Raw genomic sequence first — 21,941 nt, 5'->3', positions numbered from 1 at the left:
AAAGGCGCAATTCGTTCCCATTGATCATCTCTCAACATCAGTCGCAGCATCGTTTCATTCTTTAAAATCTAGAATGTAAACACACTTCGGGAAAAGTTAACAGCTTTTTATATGTCAACACGCCCTAGATATGCGCTGCAGTTTTCTTTCGCTTCACGCATGTTCGCAATAGTCGAGTTTTAAAAATGAAAAAAACAGCCGCAGAATACCTCACCAGCATCAATACTCGATCAGACAAAGTCATCCTTACTGTGTTAGGCGCAATGCAAGTGTTCTCATTTTGCCTTGCAAGTTGGTATAACACTTGGTTGATCTCGTTTTTAGTTGGACTACCAGTACTCGCCCTTGCAGCGGGTTTGGTGTACGCCAAACCTGGCGAACTAGTTACCCGTTTATTTAATGCTGCGGCAATCATGATTTATTGTGCGTTGCACATCCATCAAGCAATGGGCATGACCGAAATTCATTTCGGAATCTTTGCATTCATGGCTTTTTTACTCATTTATACTGATTGGCGCGTGATCATAACAGCAGCGGTCGTAGTAGCAGTGCATCACATTAGTTTTGATTATTTTCAGGAAGTTGGTGTTGGTGTGATTTGTTTTACCAAACCTAGTGTCTGGATTCTCTTCGTCCATGCGGGCTATGTGGTTGTAGAGGCGACCGTACTTTCCTATGTCGCAATCCTCATGCAACGAGGTCGAGTGCAAGAAGCTTACCTGATGAACTATACCTCGTCACTAACTAGTACCGAACACTTTATTGATTTACGAGAGCATCATATTGTACCGGCCAGTCATTCCGGCGTAGCAATGCAAGGGTTGATTAGTACCTTGCAACAAGCCATCACCGCGGTCAAACATGGTGTTGAATCAATCATCGCTGCCTCTACAGAAATTGCAGCGGGTAATGCTGATCTCTCGCGTCGCACCGAGAGTCAGGCGACTTCGTTGTTGGAAGCATCGAACAATATGAGTGGCTTGACCGATCTCGTTAAACTAAATGCGGATAGCTCTCGTCGCGCCAACCAGTTGGTTATTTCGGCATCAGATATTGCCGATAAAGGCAACGACGTTGTGCATCAAGTCGTTGATACCATGGGTTCGATAAAAGAGAGTTCAAAAAAAATTGTCGATATCATCTCAGTTATTGACGGCATCGCATTTCAAACGAATATCCTCGCCTTAAATGCTGCCGTCGAGGCCGCTCGCGCTGGCGAACAAGGGCGTGGCTTTGCAGTCGTTGCGTCAGAGGTTCGTAATCTTGCTCAGCGTAGTGCCAGCGCTGCAAAAGAAATCAGCACCCTGATTAATGATTCGGTACAAAAGATTGATACTGGTAGCGTGATGGTGGATCGGGCCGGTAAGACGATGGAAGATATCTTGATCAGTGTTAAACAGGTCGCAGAGCTCATGCGTGAAATGTCAAAATCAAGTGAAGAACAAAGAAATGGTATCGAACAAGCGAGCGTAGCCGTCGGCAAGATGGAAGGGCTTACCCAGCAAAATGCCGCATTAGTGGAGGAGGTCGCAGCGGCAGCTGAGAGTATGCGAGACGAAACTGAGCGATTGAACAGTGTGGTAGGTTTATTTATGATTTCTGACCAAAGCACAATGCGACACCAAGATCCTCAAATTAAAACCTTGTCGCATCAAAAAAAGCTAGCGTTGCCATCAAAAAATTCTTGAAACGAGTGGTGAGGGGTAACCTCACCCTCACTCTATCAAAGTACTGTCTTTTTAAAATTATCTTACAGTCCAATTACTGTTAATCGATAAGTAGCACTGTATGAACTTCATCAAGATTTGTAGTATCTGTTAATTTCTGTGACCAATAGTGGCAATTGAAACGATTATCGCGACATATTGTGTTAACTTATCTTTGGCGTAATTTAAAAGGTGATGCAAATGAGTATTTCGAACTTGACGGTTAAAATGAAAATGGTGTTTGGCTATGCGACGATACTTATTTTCCTCTCTTTGATAGCCATATTTGGGCTCTACGGTATGTCAGAGTCTAACGAGAGATTAAAACATGTGACTGAAGTCAATACTGTCAAAATGGCTTTGCTTGAAGATATGTCTAATTCAGTTCATGTCGTCTCAAGGGTGATTCGATCACTGGCATTAATTAATGATCAGGCGACGTATGATCGTGAGTTTTCTAAAATCGGAGCTGCTAGAACAGATTACGACAAGGCATTTGGCGAATTGCAACATATGCCACTAGATCAAAAAGGCCAAGATTTTATCGCGGAAATAAAGCAACGTATGGCTGACGCGAGACCAAAAAATAATAAGTTTCTCGAGATGGTAAAAACGGATAAAGAACATAGTGTCGAGTTTTTATTAAAAGAAGCAAATCCTGCGACGGCAACATGGCAAAATAATATCCATGACTTTATCAATTTACAGAGAGAAAAAAACCATCTAGATGAAATGGCCGCGGCAGAGGCGTACAAGACATCGCGCTTTTTAATTATCCTATTTTCCGTTAGTGCAATTATTGTTTCCATCATTATTGGATCTCTGATTACTCGCTCACTTCTTCGTCAATTAGGCGGAGAGCCCGCCTATACAACAAAAGTTGCAATGCAAATTGCAACGGGTGATTTAACGGTAAAGATTGACGCTAGTAACGCAAAACAGGACAGTATTCTTTATGCCATTAAAATAATGCGTGATAATTTTGCTGAGATTGTGACAAAGGTTACTCACGGTTCGGAAACAATTTCCACTGCGTCTGGTGAAATTTCTCATGGCAATATGGACTTATCCTCGCGCTCCGAGACCCAAGCAAGTGCTATTGAAGAAACCGCCGCCTCTATGGAAGAACTCACTTCGACGGTCAAGCAAAATGCTGAGAACGCTCGCCAGGCAAATCAACTAGCTGCTCAAGCATCAGAGGTCGCTAGTAAAGGGGGGCAAATGGTGGGTGAAGTCATTGAGACAATGGGTTCAATCAGTGCCTCCTCTAAGAAAATTATTGATATCATCAGCGTTATCGACGGTATTGCGTTTCAAACTAATATTCTCGCCCTCAATGCAGCGGTTGAGGCTGCCCGTGCAGGGGAGCAGGGGCGTGGTTTTGCTGTGGTTGCAAGTGAGGTGCGCAACTTGGCACAACGCAGTGCGACAGCAGCGAAAGAAATCAAAAATCTCATTTCAGATACGGTCGAAAAAGTTGCTGTGGGAGCTAGGATGGTTGATACAGCTGGAGAAACCATCAACGAAGTCGTTGTAAGCGTTAGAAAGGTTACCGCTGTAATCGGCGAGATTACAACAGCGAGTCAAGAACAAACGACTGGTATTAATCAAATTCATCATGCCATTACTCAAATGGATGACGCGACACAGCAAAATGCAGCGCTCGTTGAAGAGGCTGCCGCTGCATCTCAGGCGCTCAATGAGCAGGCTATCGCACTTGCAAACTTAGTCGGTTCCTTCAAAGTTAACAACACGTGGGAAGGAAGTTCAACAACTAGTCTCAAGAATAAAGTGTCGAGCGCTATACCACTGAAACCAAGCTTGACGGTCAATAAAAAAGATCCACCTTTGGCTGCCGTAACTCCATTAAAGAAAAAAGCAATAACTGCAAGTTCAGAAGAAGAGTGGGAACAGTTTTAATTGCTCCTTTGTTGATAAATCCTCTAATTAAATCTCAACGTTTATTGCAGTCAGCCCATTTTTTGCGATCAATTCAAGGTCTGTTTTTAATTGACTGTTACGATCGCCAACAATGCGCTGAATGTTGAAATCATGTTCCTGTACTACTTTCGTTAATTCGCCAAGTATCGTGCTGCCAGCTTGGGTGAGTGACACTCCCCAAGCGCGGGCATCAATATCGTCGTCATGTCTTTCTACCCAACCGCGTTCAGAGAGCCAAGCAACAAGCCTTAATGCACCGCTTCGGTGTAGTCCTAATGCTTCTGCGAGTTGTGCTTGACGTATATTTTTATTTTCTGCAATCAAAACAAGTGCTGCAAAGCGCTGTGGACTGATGTCGTAATCCGCCGTTGCTCTGTAGAAATCCATAAACAATGTATTTTGTGCCCGCCGCAAAGCGAATCCAAGCAAATTGTCAAGGACGCCATATTCAAGATTGGGAATCCGTAACAGTGGTCTTTCTGGATTGGAGGCTGAATTGTTGGTTTCAGTATCTTTTTTTTGCTTCATCACATGTTGGTATTTTTTAAAAACGATGGTCGTGGAATCGCTTAAGTCGCTGCGTTAGCGACGCATCATAGCTGATTTTGTACCCCTACAGCGTTAAATTTGCTGCTTCTGAAGTACTGAAATTTCCTCTCAATATTGATAAAATTATTATTGCGTAATGTAACAAAATAATTCGCTATCAATCAGAATCATCACCATAAATAATGGCGACTTCTATGATGCAATAGCTAAAAATTTTGATTTTGGGAGGCGGCGTCGATGGCCTCTGTACCGCTCTCGCGCTACATGCGAAGGGGCATCTAGTGCCCCTTGACGCACTAGGCTTTGTATTTCATATCAGGAGATCTTATTTATTCGAATGATGTCAACTTAAAAACAAGTACTAACATCAATTACTTTTTCTTGAAAATACCTAAATAAGTATTCACAGAATTGATATGTTACTTACGGTTACATGCAGTTAAACTAATTTACTTGTCATTATTTTTTGATTATAATTTTTGGCATTGAGTGATGCGCAACAGCAGGCAATTCATATGGGCGACAGTACGTGTTGCCTATTTTATGGGCCCACAGTTTTCATACTCTGCGACGATCGTAACGGCATTTTTGATGGCATTGACTTTCTTTTGGAAAGCGAACGCCGCAAGATTTTGGTCGCAGTTAGATGTGACTAGATGTGTGTCTGCTTGGGTATCATCGTCTCAATGTAGTGCATGTGGTAGGGTAGTGCCGCAGTTGAAAAATTTCTTGGTCTATTTTCTTGATCAAGATGCCGTGATTTTTTTAGCCTCAGTAAACGGAGTTTTTGCGCATCAAATGATGAATCAACGAATGATAAATCTAGGTATTACGGCTGACCATATGAAGAGTGGATAAAAGGCATCTTCATCATCTCGTTTGGTATGGATGTAAGCGAATACCAATTATTAAGCTGTGCCATTGATTCAATAAGCATGTTGATCCATGTTTCTGTTGGCAAGCTAAATCACCGCGGTAAGAAAATTAACTTTTTAATTAACCTATCTCCGTAGACACGTTCACGATAGATGGATAAACCACGTCCGTAGTTCACGTGAACAGGTTCGCTGTTGAGTTTTAGTGAGAAAAATATGGTTCATCACTTACTTTTAGGATGGATCAGCAGGTGCACGAGCAAAAGGTTTTTTGATTGTTTGCAAGAGCAATCAAAATGCGTAGTTTGGAACGGATATTCATTATCTGAACCAAACTTTTATCAACGTCACACTTCACTCTAACAAAGTGTGATTTTTAAAAGGAAGTGGTTATGCAAGTTTTAAACGAAAGCAACGAATTGCAATGCGTCTCAGGTGGTGCAGGCCTTTCAAATTTTTTCTCAGGACCAGCACATAACGCTGGTGTAGAAGGCGCAAAAATATGGACTGCAGTAGGTTTTGGTGTCATTAGTGCCGGAGCCTTTCTCTACAGTGCAGTAAGGAGTTACAACCAGGCTCCAACCAGACGCCGTTAATTAATTCTATTTAAATTAAAACAACCCCAGTTAGCTTACGAGCTTCACAGATTAAATAATGTGCAAGCTTTGAAAGGAAAAAAATGCAAGTAATCTCCACAAAATCCGAACTGCAACAAATCAACGGTGCCGCACAGTCTCGCTTTAATCAGGCTCTTCAAGCAGGCCTTACCGCTGCTGCAGATTCTGCTACACATCCGTTTACCTATATTGCAGTAGGCGCCATTGCCGCTGTCGGATATAGCTTTAGTCGTTATTTCTCTCAGCCAAGTCGCCGTCGTTAATATAAGGCGAGTACGTTTCCCTTCTCCTGATAAAGCAGAGAAACGGTACTCCCTTAAAGGTTACTTTATTTCTTGCGAGAAGACATGTGCCGTTAGCTTATGTTAACAGCACATGAAGCAACCATGTCAATAACCAATACGTATTTTCATACTTAAAGGCAATACGTATTTTACATCAAATTTTGAATATGCAATTAGCTCTCAACGTTCATGAATTAGAACAAGTCGGTGGCGGCCTTTACTTCCCACCCGTCAATGCTCGTACAAATCAACAAGTTGGTAATGCTCTTGATTATGCCTCCAAGGGCGCCGGCTTAGGTATAGCTCTGGGTGGAGTGACGGGACATCCGATTTTTGGCGCCTTTAGCGGTGCGTTGGTTGGTGGCGCTTTAGGTGCTTACTTTGGAAATTATTCACCAAGTCAAATGGCACGTCGTCGCTAAATGATGAAGTAATTGTTGCTAGCTTGGGGTAGCCGTTTTTTGTCTCCCGATATCTCTCAGAGATGGACAACCCCGAAATAACAGCATGATGATTTTCAGTACTTAAAATGTAAATAAAAAAACAAGGAAAAAAAGCACATCGTCTTAGACGATGTGCTGATCTTCAGCGATCAATTTCCATCCATATGCAAAATAATTTTCGATCATGATTCTTCATTAACAAACGTTATTTTAGAAGAGCATTATCACAATAAATTATCAGATAAAAGAGAAATGTAATGCAGTTCCGTTCAGAAGTTCAAGCTCAGCAGCAACATCGCTATGGTCAGGAGGTGATGCAACTTGGCATCAGTCCGTGGCGGTTAAGCTCGGCGTTACTGTGCGGTATTGCAGTTGCTATCTTACTTTTTATTTGGTTATCCAATTATACAAAAAAAGCAAAAGTGTCAGGGCAAGTTGTCCCTAGTCATGGTTTGACAAAAGTGATTGCGTTGCAAGCCGGTGTCGTGAGCGAATTACGCGTGGCGGAAGGTCAGTATGTAAAAGCTGGCGATGTTTTACTGCGTATCAATTCAAGTAAAAGTAATTTATATGGCAGTTTGCAAAATGAAGTGCTGACGAGTCTCGATGAACGCTCTGCCAATTTAGAAGAGAGTAAAGAAGTTGTTCATTCTATGTATCGCGCAAAAAAGCGCGAAGCCAAAGAGAAAATTAAACAACTGAATGTACAGGTCGATGGCGTCTCTAAGCAGCAAATTTTATTAGAGCAACGAAGTAAGCTTGCGAGTCTCTCGGTACAGAGACAGCAAAAATTATCAGATGAAGGCTATGTTTCATCTGCAAGCGTTGATGAAAAAAGAGCGGAACTGGCAGCGGTCGAAAGTCAATTAGCGGGGCTACGCAGTTCGGCGGCAGAAATAGCCCAGCAGCAGGCACTCGCTAAGTCATTATTAGAGCAATTACCACTCTCTTCACAGGCGGAGAAAAATGGTCTGAAAAGGGATTTAGCAGCATTAGCTGCAGAGCGCGCGCAACAAGAGAGTCTGCGAGAAATCGCCGTCATTGCACCACGCGACGGTATCGTCACTGCACTGCAGATCAAACAAGGAATTACTGTCACCGAGCAAACTGTTTTACTGCAATTAGTACCTAAAAACGATGTTTATCAGGTGGAATTATTTGTACCTAGCCGGGATATCGGCTTCATCAATACAGGAATGCCAGTCACTTTGCGCTATGAGTCTTTTCCTTATCAAAAATTTGGTGTGAAAAATGGGCGGGTGCTGGAGATGACCAAAACGGTGATATCGGCGCATGACTTGGCCATTAAATTGTCGGACCGAGAAGATTATTACCGCTTACTTGTGAGTTTATCTGAGCAAAAAGTAGAGCATCAGGGGCAAACCTGGAACTTGCAGAGTGGAATGAAAGTAGAAGCAGATGTCACCCTTGACTCGCGACCCATTTGGGAATGGCTTTTCGAGCCCCTCTTAGGACTACAAAAGAATCAAAAATGGAAATCTGAAAGAGTGAAATCATGAGTGCGATAGACAATGCGTTAGCGATGTTGCAAACAACTTGGCGTCGACGTTTGCCCATGATAAGGCAAACTGAAGCTGCAGAGTGCGGACTTGTCTGCGCCATGATGATCGCTGGATATTATGGAAAACTTTTAGATCTGGCACAACTCCGCCGTCAGATCGGCATTTCTCTCATGGGAATGACGATGTTCGATATGCTCAAAGTGGCAAAGGACATGGGAATGACTGGCAGGGGATTGAGGCTGGAACTTTCCGAATTATCGGAATTAAAGTGTCCTGCTATTTTACATTGGGACATGAATCATTTTGTTGTTCTCAAAAACGTAGGTCGTCGTTACGTTACCATTCATGATCCTGCAAATGGCTTAATAAAATTAAGTCTTTCTGAGTTTAGCCAACATTTTACGGGGGTTGCTTTAGAACTGGAGCCTACTGAAGATTTCAAGAAGGAGGATTCCCGTCGCCCGTTGAATTTACGCTCTTTGATGGGCAATGTTGATGGTTTGAGCGCCGGCATGTTACATATCCTGATGTTATCACTGGTTATGCAGGTGTTTGTACTTGCAACGCCGCTAGTGATGCAACTGGTGACGGATGAAGTGCTGGTAAGCCTTGATCGTGACTTGTTGCTGCTATTGATCATCGGTACGATAGGACTGGGTATTGCCAAAACAATGACCAATTTTGTTCGAGGCTGGGTAATCACGCACATCTCCACTCGGCTTAATGTGCTGTGGCAAACCAAGGTATTTGAGCATTTATTAAAATTGCCCCTCGCGTATTTTGAAAAGCGTCATGTGGGCGACATTGTATCTCGCTTCGAATCATTGCATTCCATTCAAGAAATGCTGACGATGCAATTAATTGAAGGTGTATTGGATGGTCTCGTCGCACTAATCGCTTTCGGTTTGATGCTCTTATACAGCCCGACATTAGCCTTTGTTGCTTTGGCGTTTGTTTTAAGTTATGGCATTTTACGTTGGCTACGCTTCCGTCCTGTTCGATCTGCGCAAGAAGCACAAATTGTCTCTCGCGCTGAACTTGAATCGCATTTTCTGGAGACGGTGCGTGGCATGCAAACCGTGAAGCTTTTTTCCGGCGGTGATTTGCGTCGCGATGAATGGTTAAAACGATTAATTAAAACAACAAATGAAAGTCTGCGTTTGCGCAAATTGGATTTGCTGTTCCATATTGCACAAGGATTACTGGTCGCTTTTGAACACGGTCTTGTTTTATGGCTGGGCGCGCAGGCTGTATTAGGGGGTCTTTTTAGCGTTGGTGCATTATTGGCATATCTTTCCTGGAAAGACCAGTTTATCAGCGGATTAGATGCGTTGATTGATAAGCTCGCTAATTTAGGAATGATACGGTTATACGCTGAACGTCTGTCTGATATTGTACAAACTGAACCAGAAGAGCTTCCTGCCTCGCCTTATCTGGGAGATGAAAAATTACAACCTAGCCTTGAGTTGAAGAGCGTTAGCTTCCGTTATGGTTCATTCCTGCCACGTGTTATTGATACAGTTTCACTGAAGGTTAATGCTGGTGAATATGTAGCGATCGCAGGCCGTTCTGGATTAGGTAAAACCACCTTATTAAAGCTCATGCTTGGTTTGTTAAGCCCCGAGCAAGGAGAGCTCAAATTCGGCGGGGTTAATATCACACAGCTAGGACCTGCCTACAGAAAAAAGATTGCCGCGGTGATGCAAAGCGATCACTTGTTGGCTGGTAGTCTCGCTGAAAACATCGCTTTTTTCGATGCGCAAGCAGATCAGCAATGGATAGAGGAATGTGCAAAATTAGCATGCTTGCATGAAGATATTTTAGCTATGCCTATGGGCTACAACACCTTAGTTGGTGATATGGGGAGCGCGCTATCTGGTGGGCAGAAGCAACGGTTATTACTGGCTCGTGCCTTGTATCGTCGACCGCACATATTATTCATGGATGAAGCGACTAGCAATCTGGATATTTCACTTGAATATCAGATAAATGAAAATATCAAACGCCTTGCGATTACCCGTATAGCGGTAGCGCATCGACCACAAACCTTAGCAATGGCAGACCGCGTCATCGATTTGAGCGCTCAACATGTCGCCGATGATGGCGGAAAAGAAAGTGAAGTTCAAATGGCAGATATTCAAGAGCCGTCCTCTCTGACCTATCCTCGCTTATTTCCTCTTTAAATATTGAATAATATAATTAATTTTGTGGCCTCCAGGCCACGTTGTTAATCACTGTTTCGCTCATTGAAATAGTGATGTCGTAATAATGTTAGGTAGGTCTATGCGTCATTTTTTTTTCATCTTGCTTGCTTGGGGTAGCCTGTCTGCATCCAACGCAGAAGCAATGGGATTATTCCAAATTTACAGAGAAGCACTCGTCAACGATTCAATCTATGCTAGTGCACGTGCTAGCCAAACTGCAGGCCAGGAAAAATCGGTGCAAGGCCGTGCTGGATTGCTCCCAACTGTTGTATTGAGCGGGCAGAAAAGTCGAACCTCAGAGGAAGACTCTTCCGATTTTTCTTCTGTGGGTGCAACGTTAGCAGCACCTGCTGGAAAAAAATATGGGCTACAATTAAGTTATACCTTGGAGATAAAGCAGCCCTTATTTCGATGGGCTAACTGGCAACAATACGAACAGAGTAAGTTGGCCGTTGTCGCCAGTGACGCGCAGTTTGCGCAGGCAAAGCTCGATTTGATCCTTCGCGTTGCACAGACTTATTTTGATGTACTTGATGCACAAAATGTGCTGTCTACTTTGCAGGCAGAGAAAGCGGCCATTGTTGAGCAAAGAAGTGCAGCCCAACGCAGTTTCAAATTAGGAACAGCGACGATTACGGATACGCATGAAGCGCAGGCTCGCTATGACTTGGTCAGTTCGCAAGAAATTGCCGCAGAAGCTGATCTAGCTTTAAAACGCGCTTTATTGCAACAAGTAAGTAGCAAGCAGATCGGTCAGTTACCGAGCCTCAAAGATCACGTCAATCTTACTCCACCTGAACCATCTCACGAGACATATTGGCTCAACATGACCGAGGCTCAAAATTACGAAGTTATTGCAGCCCAGATACGTTTGGAAATCGCAAAAAAAGCAATTGTGGTTAGCAGGGCGGGACACTACCCAACGGTTGATTTGGTAGCTACTACTCAGCGTAATCGAACAAGCGGGAATTTACCTTCGATGTTTTCGAGTGAAAATATTAATAGAACCAACAGTATTGGTATTCAATTTAGTATTCCGTTATTTTCTGGATTCATCGTGAGCAGCCAAGTCAACGAAGCGATAGCGTTAAAAGAAAAGGCAGCATTTGATCTTGAATCGGCGCGCCGGAGTGCGGTGCAAATGGCACGCAGTGCGATATTTGGTGTCCAAAGTGGTTTAGCCCAAGTCAGAGCATTGGAAGCGGCAGAGGTTTCAAGTTTAGCGTCGTTGAATGCTAACAAACGTGGCTATGAAGTCGGTGTTCGTATCAATATCGATGTCTTGAACGCGCAGCACCAGCTTTATCTGACGCAACGTAACTTGGCAAAGACACGCTACGAAACGATTATGCATGGATTGAAGTTAAAAGCGGCTTCATCTTGTTTAACGGAAGCTGATTTGATTCAAGTGACTACATTGCTAGACACTAGCGATACTTGAAAGCCACCATAAAAGGAAAGGTGACTTGTGTAGAGAATTGGGACTAAGCATACGACTAGGCATAGGCCAAAATAGCATGTAAATATTAAAAATCATTTTGGTATTGATTTCGCTCTCTCGCACGGCTTGCGATGCTAGTTTCGATCGGCCTGTTTATCCTGATCGCGATATCCGTTATGCTGTGTTCGATTTTGGCTATTATTGCCATCCTTGGTAAAGCAAATGATCGATAGAATACCCAGAACACCTGCTTTAGCCTGTTTTGTAGCTTAAATCTACAGAGGACTTAGCTTGCTATTGACCAGCTCTGTTAATAAATCTAATATCCAACTCTGACTTCGCTTTGAGGTGGCTTCAAACATCCTCTTATGTTTGACTGAGTCTCGAGTGCGTTTTGACTTTAATTTGAAGTTAGATCAGTACATGCCCAAAGATACTTATCCAGAAATTAATGCTATCGTTAATGCCGCCATGTAGTTGACCGCTGTATGCAGAAAAGATACTGCATACAGCGGTCAAGCGGTTCATCGCCCGCAAGCAAAAATTTTGCAGATATTGAATAAGACATTTCCAAGCAAAGACCACCTATGATTTCAGCACCACTAGCGCAAAATGAGGCAGAGCGACTCGATGCTCTAAGGCAATATCAGGTATTGGATACGCCAAATTCAGTCGACTTTGATGACTTTACGCGCCTAGCTTCTGAAATTTGTGGAACTCCAATTGCTTTAATTTCCCTTGTAGATACTGATCGACAATGGTTTAAAAGCAAAATTGGTTTAGATGCAACCGAGACGCCGCGTGATATTTCTTTCTGCGGCCACGCAATTCATGGTGAAGAGTTATTTGAGATTCCAAATGCACTCGAAGATGATCGCTTTCGTGATAATCCGTTAGTCACAGGGGCCCCTGATATCAGATTTTATGCAGGACAACCTTTAATTTCAGCCAATGGTTTTGGGATTGGTACGTTGTGTGTCATCGACCGGATACCACGCAAGCTGAATGAACATCAGCAAGACATGCTTAAAGTTCTCGGTCGACTCGTGGTCAAGCAACTTGAATTTTGTCTCGGTGAAAAAAAATTAGGTGCAGCCTTGGCCGAACAACAGTTGCAAAATGAAACCCTGAAGAAGTTGGAGGAGCGGAATCGGCAACTATTACATAAACTCCAGGTGGGGATTGTTGTTCATGGCGCTGACTCCAAAATAACTTTTAGTAATCCACGTGCATCGGAATTGCTTGGTTTGACCGAAGATCAAATTCAAGGAAAAGTTGCCATTGATACTGTCTGGTGTTTTTTGAATGAAGCAGGTGAAGCAATTAGCATTGAAGAGTATCCGGTTAGTCGAGTAATGGCAACCAGATTGCCATTTAAGGAAAGCGTACTTGGCATCAGTAGCCCAACACGAAGCGCGGTTGTGTGGGTGTCAGTGAGTGCATTTCCTGAGACGGACGAACAAGGGCAGTTAAAAGAGATTGTCGTCAACTTTCATGATATTACCCAGCAAAAGCTAGAAGAAAAAAAACAGTTCGAGATTACTCAACATCTGCATGCGATGACCAATATGCAGCAAGCGATATTGGACAGCGCTAATTTTTCAATTATTTCAACGGATTTAGATGGTGTCATCCAAACCTTTAATAAGGGTGCGGAGCAAATGCTGGGATATACGGCCGATGAAATGGAAGGATTAAAAACGCCTGCCATTATGCACGACCCAAACGAAGTGGTTGCCAGAGCTAAAACGTTATCGGAAGAACTGAAGATATTGATAGCGCCTAGCTTCGACGTCTTTGTAGCTAAAGCGCGAGTGCTACGTGTTCCGGACGAACAAAGTTGGACTTATTGTCGTAAAGATGGCACACGTTTGCCTGTATTGTTGTCAGTGACAGCTATCCGGGATAATCAAGATCATGTGACTGGGTATCTTGGTATTGCCGTTGATATAACTGAACGAGTCCAGAATGAGCAGAAGCAAATTGCACTGACCAACGATCTAAAAATCAGCGAGGAAGAGCTCAGACGCCTAAACATTTCTCTGGAGCAGCGTGTCAATGAGCGTACCGAAAAGTTAGAAAGCACGTTGACGATATTGCATCAGTCGAGAGAAGCACTGGCATTGAGCGATGCCAAGGCGATGCACAGCACTCTGATTGCCAGCGTATCACATGAATTAAGCACGCCAATCGGCAATAACATGCTGGCCGCAACAACGATGACTAGTATTCTTAGACAAATGCAGCGGTCGATAGCTGATGGCAATCTAAAACGGTCCGATCTTGTAAAGATGCTCTCTGATCTTGATTCTTGCGCTAGCTTAGTCGAGCGCAATGCAGATAGGGCAGAACAGCTTTTAACCAGTTTCCGTCACGTAGCGGCGGACCAAGCGAGCGAGCAACGCCGTATCTTTGACCTTGCCAATGTGACTAAAGAGATTCTTGCTTCTTTAGCACCAAGTCTGAAAAGATATCCTTATCAAATTCAAATGAATATTGAGAATGGCATTGCGATGGATAGCCTTCCAGGACCGCTAGGCCAAGTCATCATCAATTTGATTAATAATGCTTATTTGCATGGATTTGATGAGCGTGAAAATGGTGTCGTCAAGATTAACGCGACCAAAGCACAAGATCATGTTATTTTGAGCATTTCCGATGATGGCGTAGGAATTCCCGAAGAAAATTTACAAAAGCTTTTCCAGGCATTTTTTAGCACCAAAATCGGCAAGGGCGGCACAGGTCTTGGGATGTCAATTGTGCATAATTTAGTCACCAAGATGCTGAAAGGTAACCTTACCGTGCACTCGGAAGTCGACGTAGGCACTCGATTCGACATCACTTTGCCCCTCGTATTACCGAAAGAGGATGTTGCGTCTTCCTCCTAATTGGCGCCGATTTTTGCAGCATATAACCAAGGTAACGACGCGACTGAGAAGTATTTATCTTTTGCTAAGAGTAATTGCGCCATACATCGCGAAAAAGTCATTATCAGACCGAGTTTGCCGTATCGCGCTTAATCCGAGCGTACAGTGCTCGTTCTGGTGGTGGGCCGTCAAGGTACGGGCTGTAACCCGGGAAACTCATACGGATGATGCGTAGCAGTGTGGTGCCGAACTGTCGCGTGAGCGAACCAGTGTTGTACGGCAGACGGTACTGTTCGCATAATGCACGTACCCTAGGCGCCACTTCGCTATAGCGATTGCTTGGCATGTCGGGGAACAGGTGGTGCTCGATCTGATGACTTAGATTGCCGCTCATGATATGGAACAATTTACCGCCCTCGATATTGCAAGAACCGAGCAACTGGCGTACGTACCAGTGTGAGCGCGTTTCATTTTCTACTTCTGCCCTCGTAAATACGTGGACGTCCATTGGGAAGTGGCCGCAGAAAATAATGAGATACGTCCAAAGATTACGTACGATATTCGCTATTGCGTTGGCGCCGGCCACGTAGAAGAAAAATGGCCCAGCTAGCAATGGGAACAGGAGATAATCCTTGCGCGCCTGGCGTAGGATCTTGGCACGCGTACGCAGCCACATGGGCCGCAATGCAGACCACTTCATTCGGCCTTGGACCACACGTCCCAGCTCCAGTTCTTGGATCGCGATGCCCCACTCGAAGAACACTGCCAGCAGCAAGGCCCACAGCGGATTGCCGAGATTAAATGGTTTCCAGCGCTGCCCAGAGAATAGACGCAGTAGACCATAGCCTGCGACGTCGGCGTCCTTGCCCAGCACATTGGTCCAAGTGTGGTGCTTGACGTTATGCGCATGCTTCCACTGATCAGATGGGCACACGTGGTCCCACTCCCAGCTGTTGGATTGGATCTCGGGGTCGCGCAGCCAGTCCCATTGTGCGTGCAGAATGTTATGGCCAATCTCCATGTTTTCCAGAATCTTCGCTGCGCCAAGCGTTAGGATGCCCAGTGCCATCACGGGCCAAAAGAAAGCCCAACCAGCGAGCGCATAGCCCCATTGCGGCAGCAGTGCCAGGCTGGCGTAGATTCCCAGCCGACCACCAATTTCCAGCCAACGATGGACTTTCAGCAGGCGACGCACGTAGCGCGCGTCACGTTCGCCGCGACTTGCCATGACTTCATTGCGAATTGATTCAATCTCAACGCCAAAGGCTTCAATATCGGTAGGGGTGAGGTGGGATGGAATAGGCATGGAATTCTCGTTAATTAGTTAAAGCGCCAGTTCGACGTCGCCGACTGCGCTGCAAACACAAACTTGGACGGTATCCCCTGGCTCAGCGATCAGGGTGCCGTTGCGCAGGTCGCGCACGCAGCCGCTCAACAACTTGGTGTCGCAGCCGTGACAAATGCCCATACGGCAGCCGTGTTTGGGGTTGAGGCCAATATCTTCAGCGATACGCAATAGATTGTTAACGCCATCCGACGGCGCTTCGGTGGCGCTTTTTGCAAACAACACACGGCCAGGAATGGCGCTATTGGACCCTTTCGCTATGGGTGCATGGAACCGCTCTACATGAAGCTTGTGCTCCAAACCGGATTTTTTCCAATGCGCCTCCACGGCCTCCAGCAGGTTGGATGGCCCACAGACCCATACTTCGCGCTCCCGCCAGTCGGGGCACGCCGCTTCTACCTGCTCGGCGCTAAAGTGCGCACCACCATCTTGGGTGTAATAGCGAAAGAGCTGGTAATAACGCTGGGCGGATGCCATGGTATCGAGTTCGCTGCCAAAAATGACGTCACACTCACGCGGTGCGTAATGCATGTGCACCGTATCAGGCACCACCTCATACTCATGAACATAGTTACGTAGCATGCTCATGACTGGCGTGATGCCGCTGCCGCCAGTAATAAACAGTGGATGCACTGGCATCGACTCAGGCAACACGAAATCGCCCTGTGGTTCACCCAAAGGCAGGTATTCTCCGATTCGTACCTGCCGCACTAAACGTTCGGATACCCGTCCACCCGGTACCGCTTTCACAGTGACAGTAATGCAGCCATCTTCACGGTCGGGTGCAGAGGAAATGGAATACGTACGAGTGTGGCGCTGACCACCTATAACCACGCCCAAACGCACGAATTGGCCTGGTCGGTGGCTCCGCCAGCCAGTACCCGGACGCAGGGTCAGGCTGCAACTGTCCGCGGTTTCCGCACGCACCTCCACCACACGCGCCATCAATGCATGTGTGGTCCAGAGCGGGTTGACCAACTCTACATAGTGTGAGTGGCGCAGCGGGTAGGCAAACATATCAGCAAAGCGCGCCAAGGATGCTCGAATGGTCATGGTATAGCAAATAATAGGAATTACTGCAATTGTGTACACTTGTACACATTAAGTCAAGTCCGGCATGTTGGCAAAATTGGTAAATGCCTCACAATGTGAGAATATTTACATGAGTTCAGCGTGTAAAATAGCGGTACATATGTACACAAGGAAACCATGAGCGAGCACGAATCAGAAGAAGTCGCGGTGCGTATCGAACGCAAGACCGGTACACGAAATGCTTTACTGCAAGCAGCACTGACGCTCGTTGGCGAAGGTCGCAGCTTCACTAGCCTTGGGTTACGCGAAATTGCACGGCAGGCAGGTGTGGTGCCGAATGCTTTCTATCGCCACTTTCGCAATACAGACGAACTAGGGTTGGAGCTTGTGGTTGAAACTGGCATCACACTGCGACGCCTATTGCGAGAAGCTCGACAAATTGACGTGTCGCGCGGTTCTATGCTGCGCCGGTCGGTGCGCGTTTATCTGGATTACGTCAAGGCGAATCGGCTGCAGTTCCAGTTTATAGCTACTGAGCGCGCCGGCGGTAGCCGCATTCTGCGTCTGGCGATTCGTACTGATGTGACCCACTTCACTAATGAAATGGCACAAGACATGCGTGCGCTGGGACACTACCATGATCTACCCACACCGCGGCTGCAAATGGTATGTGGCCTGATCGTTATGACCATGTTGGCTGCTGCCACTGACATCCTTGACTTGCCGCCTGGCCAGCCACTTCTTGAGGGTGAAATGGAGGAAAACTTCGTGCAGCAGCTCCACGTGATCCTACTAGGTGCTGGCAATTGGCAGGAAAAGGGCGCCCATTAAACAGGCCTGCTGTCGCAAAAAATAGTTCAATCCAGTTTGGGGCATTGCCAACTACCGATGCGAATTAATGACAGGGTTGAAGCGGCACGTGATTACATGAGGAGGCCTGAGAAACATGACTCAAGCTCTCAAAAGACTGCACTAATGACATTCTGCTGTTGAATGGAGAGCAGAAAATCTGATGCGTTGACAGATAGCGGTATGTGACACTGACATAAAAAAGGTGCAATTTGAATTGCACCTTCTAATCTCCACTCTTATTTTTTATGGTTACTCGTCAATGCAAGGCAGTAATTACCTTCACTGAAGAATCTACCGCTGACACTTCTATATAACCGATACCAGTTGGATTAGCTGCAATCGCTTTCTTCACTTCCGCATTTGAATGATATTCCTTGGGTGCGCTAGCTTTACCCGTAAAAACTAATTTAGACCAAATAGCTTTCACTTCTGACGGATCTTTGTCACATATTTTTTTGTAAAACTCAGCACGCAGAGGCGAACTCTCAGCTTGATCTACCGGCGTAAACATCGGTGATTTGCCTAAAAAAAACTGCGAAGCTTGTGCCGACGTCATTGACGTCGCTGGATTTGTTGGATTCACAATGACGACAAGTTCAGCTGCATTCACTGCGATTGCAAAAGAACTCAATCCGAGGGCAAAAGTGATTTTTTTAATTAAATTTTTCATCGTCTTTTCCTCTCATCAGAATACAAAATCGATTCCGGCCGCATACACTGTTACCGGTCCTGTAAATCCTGGTTTTACATTGATAAATGTACCATTTGAGCCAGCGCCAGGAGACATACGATCAATTTGCACTTTCAAAGCAGCGGATTTATTAAAATCCCAGCGTACACCGATACTATTGCTAGTTTGCAACGGGGCTGCGGACGCGACGCTATTGGCGCCAATGGCCAATACTTGCAAAGGCCCCGTAGTTGGCAATCCGGCGACAGTTCTGGCGCTATCTTGCGTTGCAGAAGCATGGTTCACGTAGGGCAAAAATTGTCCAATACGATATCCAACCATGGTGTACCAGGAGGTGGTATCTGGTACAGCGATGCTGGCAGTTTTACGTTTGCCATACTCAGCTTGTACAACGATATTTTTCCAATCCACACCCAAGCCAACGGACGTGAACGACGCTTTGGTATCATTGACGACCATGTTGTTTGCTATTGAAGAAAAACCATATTTGGTCAATGCACCGACAATCGTGTTCAGACCCGAATAATCATCGATAGTCAATTTCGCATCTACGCGTCCAAAACGGAACGTAAAAGGTCCATTTTCAGCGACCAAATTGATGCTACTCATATTGCGTAACTTGGCGGTAAAACCAGCATAGTTATCACTATCTGTTTTTCCGTATGCAAATTGTGCAGTAATCGAGGTTTCACCAAATGAATTTTGATAAACAACGTCAGCACCATCAAGACTTTCCATAGGCACCTGCGTGTACATCTCAACAGGAGGACGTATCATTGTGTTTGCGTAACCGACGTTCCGATAATCGGAAATCATATAAACCGGCAAACCCACTCGTCCAACACGAAAGCTTAAGTTATCTGATACCTTTGCTTTAGCGAATGCCCATGCCAATTCAGCGCCAAAATTATCAGTGACATTTTTACGTACCAAGCCTTGACCTGTAAACGACAACCAATCGGTCGCCTTAGCAGTAAGCTGAATACCAAAATTAGAATCAGGGCCTGTTCTTGGGCTCGTTGTTACGCCTGCGGCCTGATTCGGGCGAGCAAATTCTGCGTCAGAAGTATTCGTTGCGGTTAATGCTGCAGTACCAAAACCGCTAATCGTAAAGCGCGAGTCGTCATCGGCCCATGCAGTCGAAACAGCGGCAGACATTGCCAGCAACGCTATATAAGGTTTTATTGTCATGCTATCTCCTTGAAAGTTGATATAGTTTAACTGCTTGAGTTATTTCTTATAAGAACTAATTTCAGTACAGAAACTCTAAAAAATACCTTTGGATATAGTATTAACTGCTTCGTTTACTTTCAGCTTTTTGGATTATCTCCCTCTAAAAAATGACAATTTTAAAGCTCGTTTAACTTGCCTTGTGCAAATAGATCATACGCCGAATGCGGCAACAAATTTCACGTTTACTTACAATTTCGTCGCTAAAAAAAGACATTCATTTGGCTGAAAATTGTCCAATCGAACAGAAAAAAAGGTCACCCAATATTGCCCATCACAGCAGCATCGCCACAGCATTGCCGTCACCACCAAACGTTCTGGATATCGCGTTTGATCTACGCATACAGTGCGCTCACATGAGGGTTTTTTGTGGCAAGCCGTTTTCTAGGACTTATTTATCGAGCACTTACTTAATCACTTCGATGTTGACCATATTGCTTCGTATGTAATAAGGAATATGCTTTTCATCTGCAAATAGCAACTGCAAGGTATGCTTCCCGATGGGTAGATTCAAAACCGCTTCGGTTTCACCTTTCCCAAAATGCTTGTAATGTTGATGCAAAAATTCATCAGAACGATCAAAAGGAATAGGGGCTTTGATGTCTAAAGGGAAGGGCATATCAATCAAAATATGATGGTGACCTGTACCGGAAATCTTGCCTGCTGCTACCGGAGAAACCCCAATTCCAGACACTGAAAATGAAACCCGGAAAGGCGACTTGACCTTATCGCCGTCCTTGATATTGGTGAAATATTCACGTTGATCTCCGATCGGAAAAGGTCGAGTGCGATCAATCGCACCAGTACTACTAATAATCGTCTCGGTATCGACTCCGGTACTGTTTGAGTTGGTCTCGCCAGAAAAAACTGGATTCACTAGCAAACCAGTGCCAAACAACATGGCCAGAGCAACATAGTCTTTCATTGAAATCTTCTTTAATTCAAGCATGTAATTTCTCTCATTTTTTAAGTTAGCAATTTGAATATTAATCAATCAATGTGGCATCCTCGATTGATCAATTGGACTGTAGGATTTTTTCCTATGTCATCAGCGTAGCGGCATTTTTTAAAGCGCGCGGCGTGTTTAAAGGCGGTGGGTACCTCTATTGTGCGCTTTTATTCGGTTTTTAGCAGGGCACGCCGATTCATCGTCAACACCCCGCTCATGCTCAGTGACCTCGTTAACTGTTTCAGTCTTAAATTCTGCCGTGTCACGATTATTTCCCGTTAAAAGTTTGTCCTTTACGGTGTCACTATGATGAAATGTCGATCAACCTACAGGAAGTCAGGTTCCGCTTTCTGAGATATAGCTAAAGAAATTGCTTCCATCAGAAACATTGCCGTAGATCGTTATTCAAATCAGCACAGCCTTTGCTGGCGTTACAATAGCGTGTGGCATGATTAGCGAACCTGTCATTTATTGCATTCGGTTATCCCGAAAATGCTGAAACATTACAATAATTGAAGGCTAAAAAATGGAAATGACGATCTTTTATACGATGTTACCGTTGCCACAACTTGGAGAGTTATCCAGAGAGGATGGCGAAAAAGTTATCAAGAGCGAGGGCAACCGTGCCACACAATCTCACTGACTTACCGAATCTTCAGGCCGATTTATTTCAAGTACCTGACACGACACAACTAATATCTGCAACGGTGTCGACACATGCACCACGATTTTTATTGCTGTATGGCTCACTACGCGAACGTTCGTACAGCAAGCTGTTGACAATCGAAGCTGGTCGTTTATTAACGGCAATGGGTGGTGAGGTAAAAATCTTTCATCCACAAGATTTACCGCTCCCTGATGGCGCCCCAGAAGACCATCCAAAAGTCAAAGAGTTGCGCGAGTTGGCCTTGTGGGCAGAAGGCATGGTGTGGTGTTCGCCTGAACGTCATGGCGCAATGACGGGCATTATGAAGGCACAAATCGATTGGATTCCTCTATCGGTCGGTGCTGTGCGTCCAACACAAGGTAAAACACTGGCAGTCATGGAAGTTTCGGGCGGCTCGCAATCGTTTAATGCCGTCAACCAATTGCGCATCTTGGGTCGGTGGATGCGCATGATCACCATTCCCAATCAATCATCAGTACCAAAAGCCTTTTTGGAATTTGATGATGCTGGGCGGATGAAGCCTTCTGCTTACTATGATCGGGTAGTCGATGTCATGGAAGAGTTGATGAAATTTACGCTGCTGACCCGGGATGTTTCACCATATCTGGTTGATCGTTACAGTGAACGTAAGGAAACGGCAGAAGCCTTATCAAAGCGAGTAAATCAACGATCAATATAAACACAAGCTCCCCGATCAGTCAGCATCCTGACCTAAAAAGAGCTTG

16 protein-coding genes are annotated in these 21,941 nt (G+C 45.0%); 10 read left to right on the top strand and 6 right to left on the bottom strand.

Annotated elements, in window-relative coordinates; all coding sequences use genetic code 11:
* Window positions 1-185: 185 nt before the first annotated feature.
* Window positions 186-1,688 (top strand): methyl-accepting chemotaxis protein, encoded by a 1,503-nt coding sequence (locus ACO0KV_RS04525; RefSeq protein WP_423040331.1) that lies wholly within the window; start codon window positions 186-188, stop codon window positions 1,686-1,688.
* 219 nt (window positions 1,689-1,907) lie between these two features.
* Window positions 1,908-3,626, top strand: a complete 1,719-nt coding sequence (locus tag ACO0KV_RS04520) for a methyl-accepting chemotaxis protein (RefSeq protein WP_423040329.1) — start codon at window positions 1,908-1,910, stop codon at window positions 3,624-3,626.
* Between the two features lie 27 nt (window positions 3,627-3,653).
* On the opposite strand, the gene ACO0KV_RS04515 is transcribed toward ACO0KV_RS04520, so the two are convergent.
* Window positions 3,654-4,175 (bottom strand): MarR family winged helix-turn-helix transcriptional regulator, encoded by a 522-nt coding sequence (locus ACO0KV_RS04515; protein WP_423040327.1) that lies wholly within the window; start codon window positions 4,173-4,175, stop codon window positions 3,654-3,656.
* 1,575 nt (window positions 4,176-5,750) lie between these two features.
* Between ACO0KV_RS04515 and ACO0KV_RS04510 the strand changes: the two genes are divergently transcribed.
* The 6 genes from ACO0KV_RS04510 (at window position 5,751) to ACO0KV_RS04485 (ending at window position 14,471) form a co-directional block, all read left to right on the top strand.
* Complete coding sequence (locus ACO0KV_RS04510) at window positions 5,751-5,951, top strand: hypothetical protein (RefSeq protein ID WP_423040325.1); 201 nt, start codon at window positions 5,751-5,753, stop codon at window positions 5,949-5,951.
* 188 nt (window positions 5,952-6,139) lie between these two features.
* Window positions 6,140-6,394 carry a Blp family class II bacteriocin gene (locus ACO0KV_RS04505; RefSeq protein WP_423040323.1) on the top strand — a complete coding sequence of 85 codons (255 nt, stop codon included), beginning with the start codon at window positions 6,140-6,142 and terminating at the stop codon, window positions 6,392-6,394.
* 278 nt (window positions 6,395-6,672) lie between these two features.
* Window positions 6,673-7,935, top strand: coding sequence for an HlyD family secretion protein (locus ACO0KV_RS04500; RefSeq protein ID WP_423040321.1), 1,263 nt, complete (start codon window positions 6,673-6,675; stop codon window positions 7,933-7,935).
* Window positions 7,932-10,121: a peptidase domain-containing ABC transporter gene (locus ACO0KV_RS04495; RefSeq protein WP_423040319.1), complete on the top strand. Its 2,190-nt coding sequence runs from the start codon at window positions 7,932-7,934 to the stop codon at window positions 10,119-10,121. The genes ACO0KV_RS04500 and ACO0KV_RS04495 overlap by 4 nt, the downstream gene beginning before the upstream one ends.
* 100 nt (window positions 10,122-10,221) lie before the next feature.
* The gene (locus ACO0KV_RS04490) at window positions 10,222-11,583 is read left to right on the top strand and encodes a TolC family outer membrane protein (protein WP_423040317.1); all 1,362 of its coding nucleotides are present in this window, start codon (window positions 10,222-10,224) and stop codon (window positions 11,581-11,583) included.
* Window positions 11,584-12,236: 653 nt separating this feature from the next.
* Window positions 12,237-14,471: a PAS domain S-box protein gene (locus ACO0KV_RS04485; RefSeq protein ID WP_423040315.1), complete on the top strand. Its 2,235-nt coding sequence runs from the start codon at window positions 12,237-12,239 to the stop codon at window positions 14,469-14,471.
* Window positions 14,472-14,574: 103 nt separating this feature from the next.
* On the opposite strand, the gene ACO0KV_RS04480 is transcribed toward ACO0KV_RS04485, so the two are convergent.
* Together ACO0KV_RS04480 and ACO0KV_RS04475 are read right to left on the bottom strand one after the other, a co-directional pair.
* Entirely contained in the window at window positions 14,575-15,756 is a 1,182-nt protein-coding gene (locus ACO0KV_RS04480) for a fatty acid desaturase family protein (protein ID WP_423040313.1), read from the bottom strand.
* Between the two features lie 18 nt (window positions 15,757-15,774).
* Window positions 15,775-16,848, bottom strand: a complete 1,074-nt coding sequence (locus ACO0KV_RS04475; RefSeq protein WP_423040311.1) for a ferredoxin reductase — start codon at window positions 16,846-16,848, stop codon at window positions 15,775-15,777.
* Window positions 16,849-17,004: 156 nt separating this feature from the next.
* On the opposite strand from ACO0KV_RS04475, the gene fabR reads away from it, so the two are divergent.
* A complete protein-coding gene (gene fabR, locus ACO0KV_RS04470; protein ID WP_423040309.1) occupies window positions 17,005-17,658 on the top strand; it encodes an HTH-type transcriptional repressor FabR in 654 nt (217 codons plus the stop codon).
* Window positions 17,659-17,935: 277 nt separating this feature from the next.
* Here fabR and ACO0KV_RS04465 read toward each other — a convergent pair whose 3' ends face one another.
* The 3 genes from ACO0KV_RS04465 to ACO0KV_RS04455 all read right to left on the bottom strand — a co-directional run bounded on the left by ACO0KV_RS04465 (window position 17,936) and on the right by ACO0KV_RS04455 (window position 20,594).
* Window positions 17,936-18,349: a hypothetical protein gene (locus ACO0KV_RS04465; protein WP_423040307.1), complete on the bottom strand. Its 414-nt coding sequence runs from the start codon at window positions 18,347-18,349 to the stop codon at window positions 17,936-17,938.
* 15 nt (window positions 18,350-18,364) lie between these two features.
* Window positions 18,365-19,561: a hypothetical protein gene (locus tag ACO0KV_RS04460; RefSeq protein ID WP_423040305.1), complete on the bottom strand. Its 1,197-nt coding sequence runs from the start codon at window positions 19,559-19,561 to the stop codon at window positions 18,365-18,367.
* 445 nt (window positions 19,562-20,006) lie between these two features.
* Complete coding sequence (locus ACO0KV_RS04455; protein ID WP_423040303.1) at window positions 20,007-20,594, bottom strand: DUF4399 domain-containing protein; 588 nt, start codon at window positions 20,592-20,594, stop codon at window positions 20,007-20,009.
* 545 nt (window positions 20,595-21,139) lie between these two features.
* On the opposite strand from ACO0KV_RS04455, the gene arsH reads away from it, so the two are divergent.
* Entirely contained in the window at window positions 21,140-21,895 is a 756-nt protein-coding gene (gene arsH / locus ACO0KV_RS04450; protein ID WP_423040301.1) for an arsenical resistance protein ArsH, read from the top strand.
* Window positions 21,896-21,941 lie beyond the last annotated feature (46 nt).

Origin of the sequence: Undibacterium sp. RuRC25W (assembly GCF_049339825.1) — a bacterium.
GTDB lineage: Bacteria > Pseudomonadota > Gammaproteobacteria > Burkholderiales > Burkholderiaceae_D > Undibacterium.
This window is presented reverse-complemented; position numbering and strand designations above follow the sequence as displayed.

Coding starts and splice junctions, on each gene's coding strand:
- ACO0KV_RS04525 (WP_423040331.1), top strand. CDS start 186: ATGAAAAAAACAGCCGCAGAATACCTCACCAGCATCAATACTCGATCA.
- ACO0KV_RS04520 (WP_423040329.1), top strand. CDS start 1,908: ATGAGTATTTCGAACTTGACGGTTAAAATGAAAATGGTGTTTGGCTAT.
- ACO0KV_RS04515 (WP_423040327.1), bottom strand. CDS start 4,175: ATGAAGCAAAAAAAAGATACTGAAACCAACAATTCAGCCTCCAATCCA.
- ACO0KV_RS04510 (WP_423040325.1), top strand. CDS start 5,751: ATGCAAGTAATCTCCACAAAATCCGAACTGCAACAAATCAACGGTGCC.
- ACO0KV_RS04505 (WP_423040323.1), top strand. CDS start 6,140: ATGCAATTAGCTCTCAACGTTCATGAATTAGAACAAGTCGGTGGCGGC.
- ACO0KV_RS04500 (WP_423040321.1), top strand. CDS start 6,673: ATGCAGTTCCGTTCAGAAGTTCAAGCTCAGCAGCAACATCGCTATGGT.
- ACO0KV_RS04495 (WP_423040319.1), top strand. CDS start 7,932: ATGAGTGCGATAGACAATGCGTTAGCGATGTTGCAAACAACTTGGCGT.
- ACO0KV_RS04490 (WP_423040317.1), top strand. CDS start 10,222: ATGCGTCATTTTTTTTTCATCTTGCTTGCTTGGGGTAGCCTGTCTGCA.
- ACO0KV_RS04480 (WP_423040313.1), bottom strand. CDS start 15,756: ATGCCTATTCCATCCCACCTCACCCCTACCGATATTGAAGCCTTTGGC.
- ACO0KV_RS04475 (WP_423040311.1), bottom strand. CDS start 16,848: ATGACCATTCGAGCATCCTTGGCGCGCTTTGCTGATATGTTTGCCTAC.
- fabR (WP_423040309.1), top strand. CDS start 17,005: ATGAGCGAGCACGAATCAGAAGAAGTCGCGGTGCGTATCGAACGCAAG.
- ACO0KV_RS04465 (WP_423040307.1), bottom strand. CDS start 18,349: ATGAAAAATTTAATTAAAAAAATCACTTTTGCCCTCGGATTGAGTTCT.
- ACO0KV_RS04460 (WP_423040305.1), bottom strand. CDS start 19,561: ATGACAATAAAACCTTATATAGCGTTGCTGGCAATGTCTGCCGCTGTT.
- arsH (WP_423040301.1), top strand. CDS start 21,140: ATGGCGAAAAAGTTATCAAGAGCGAGGGCAACCGTGCCACACAATCTC.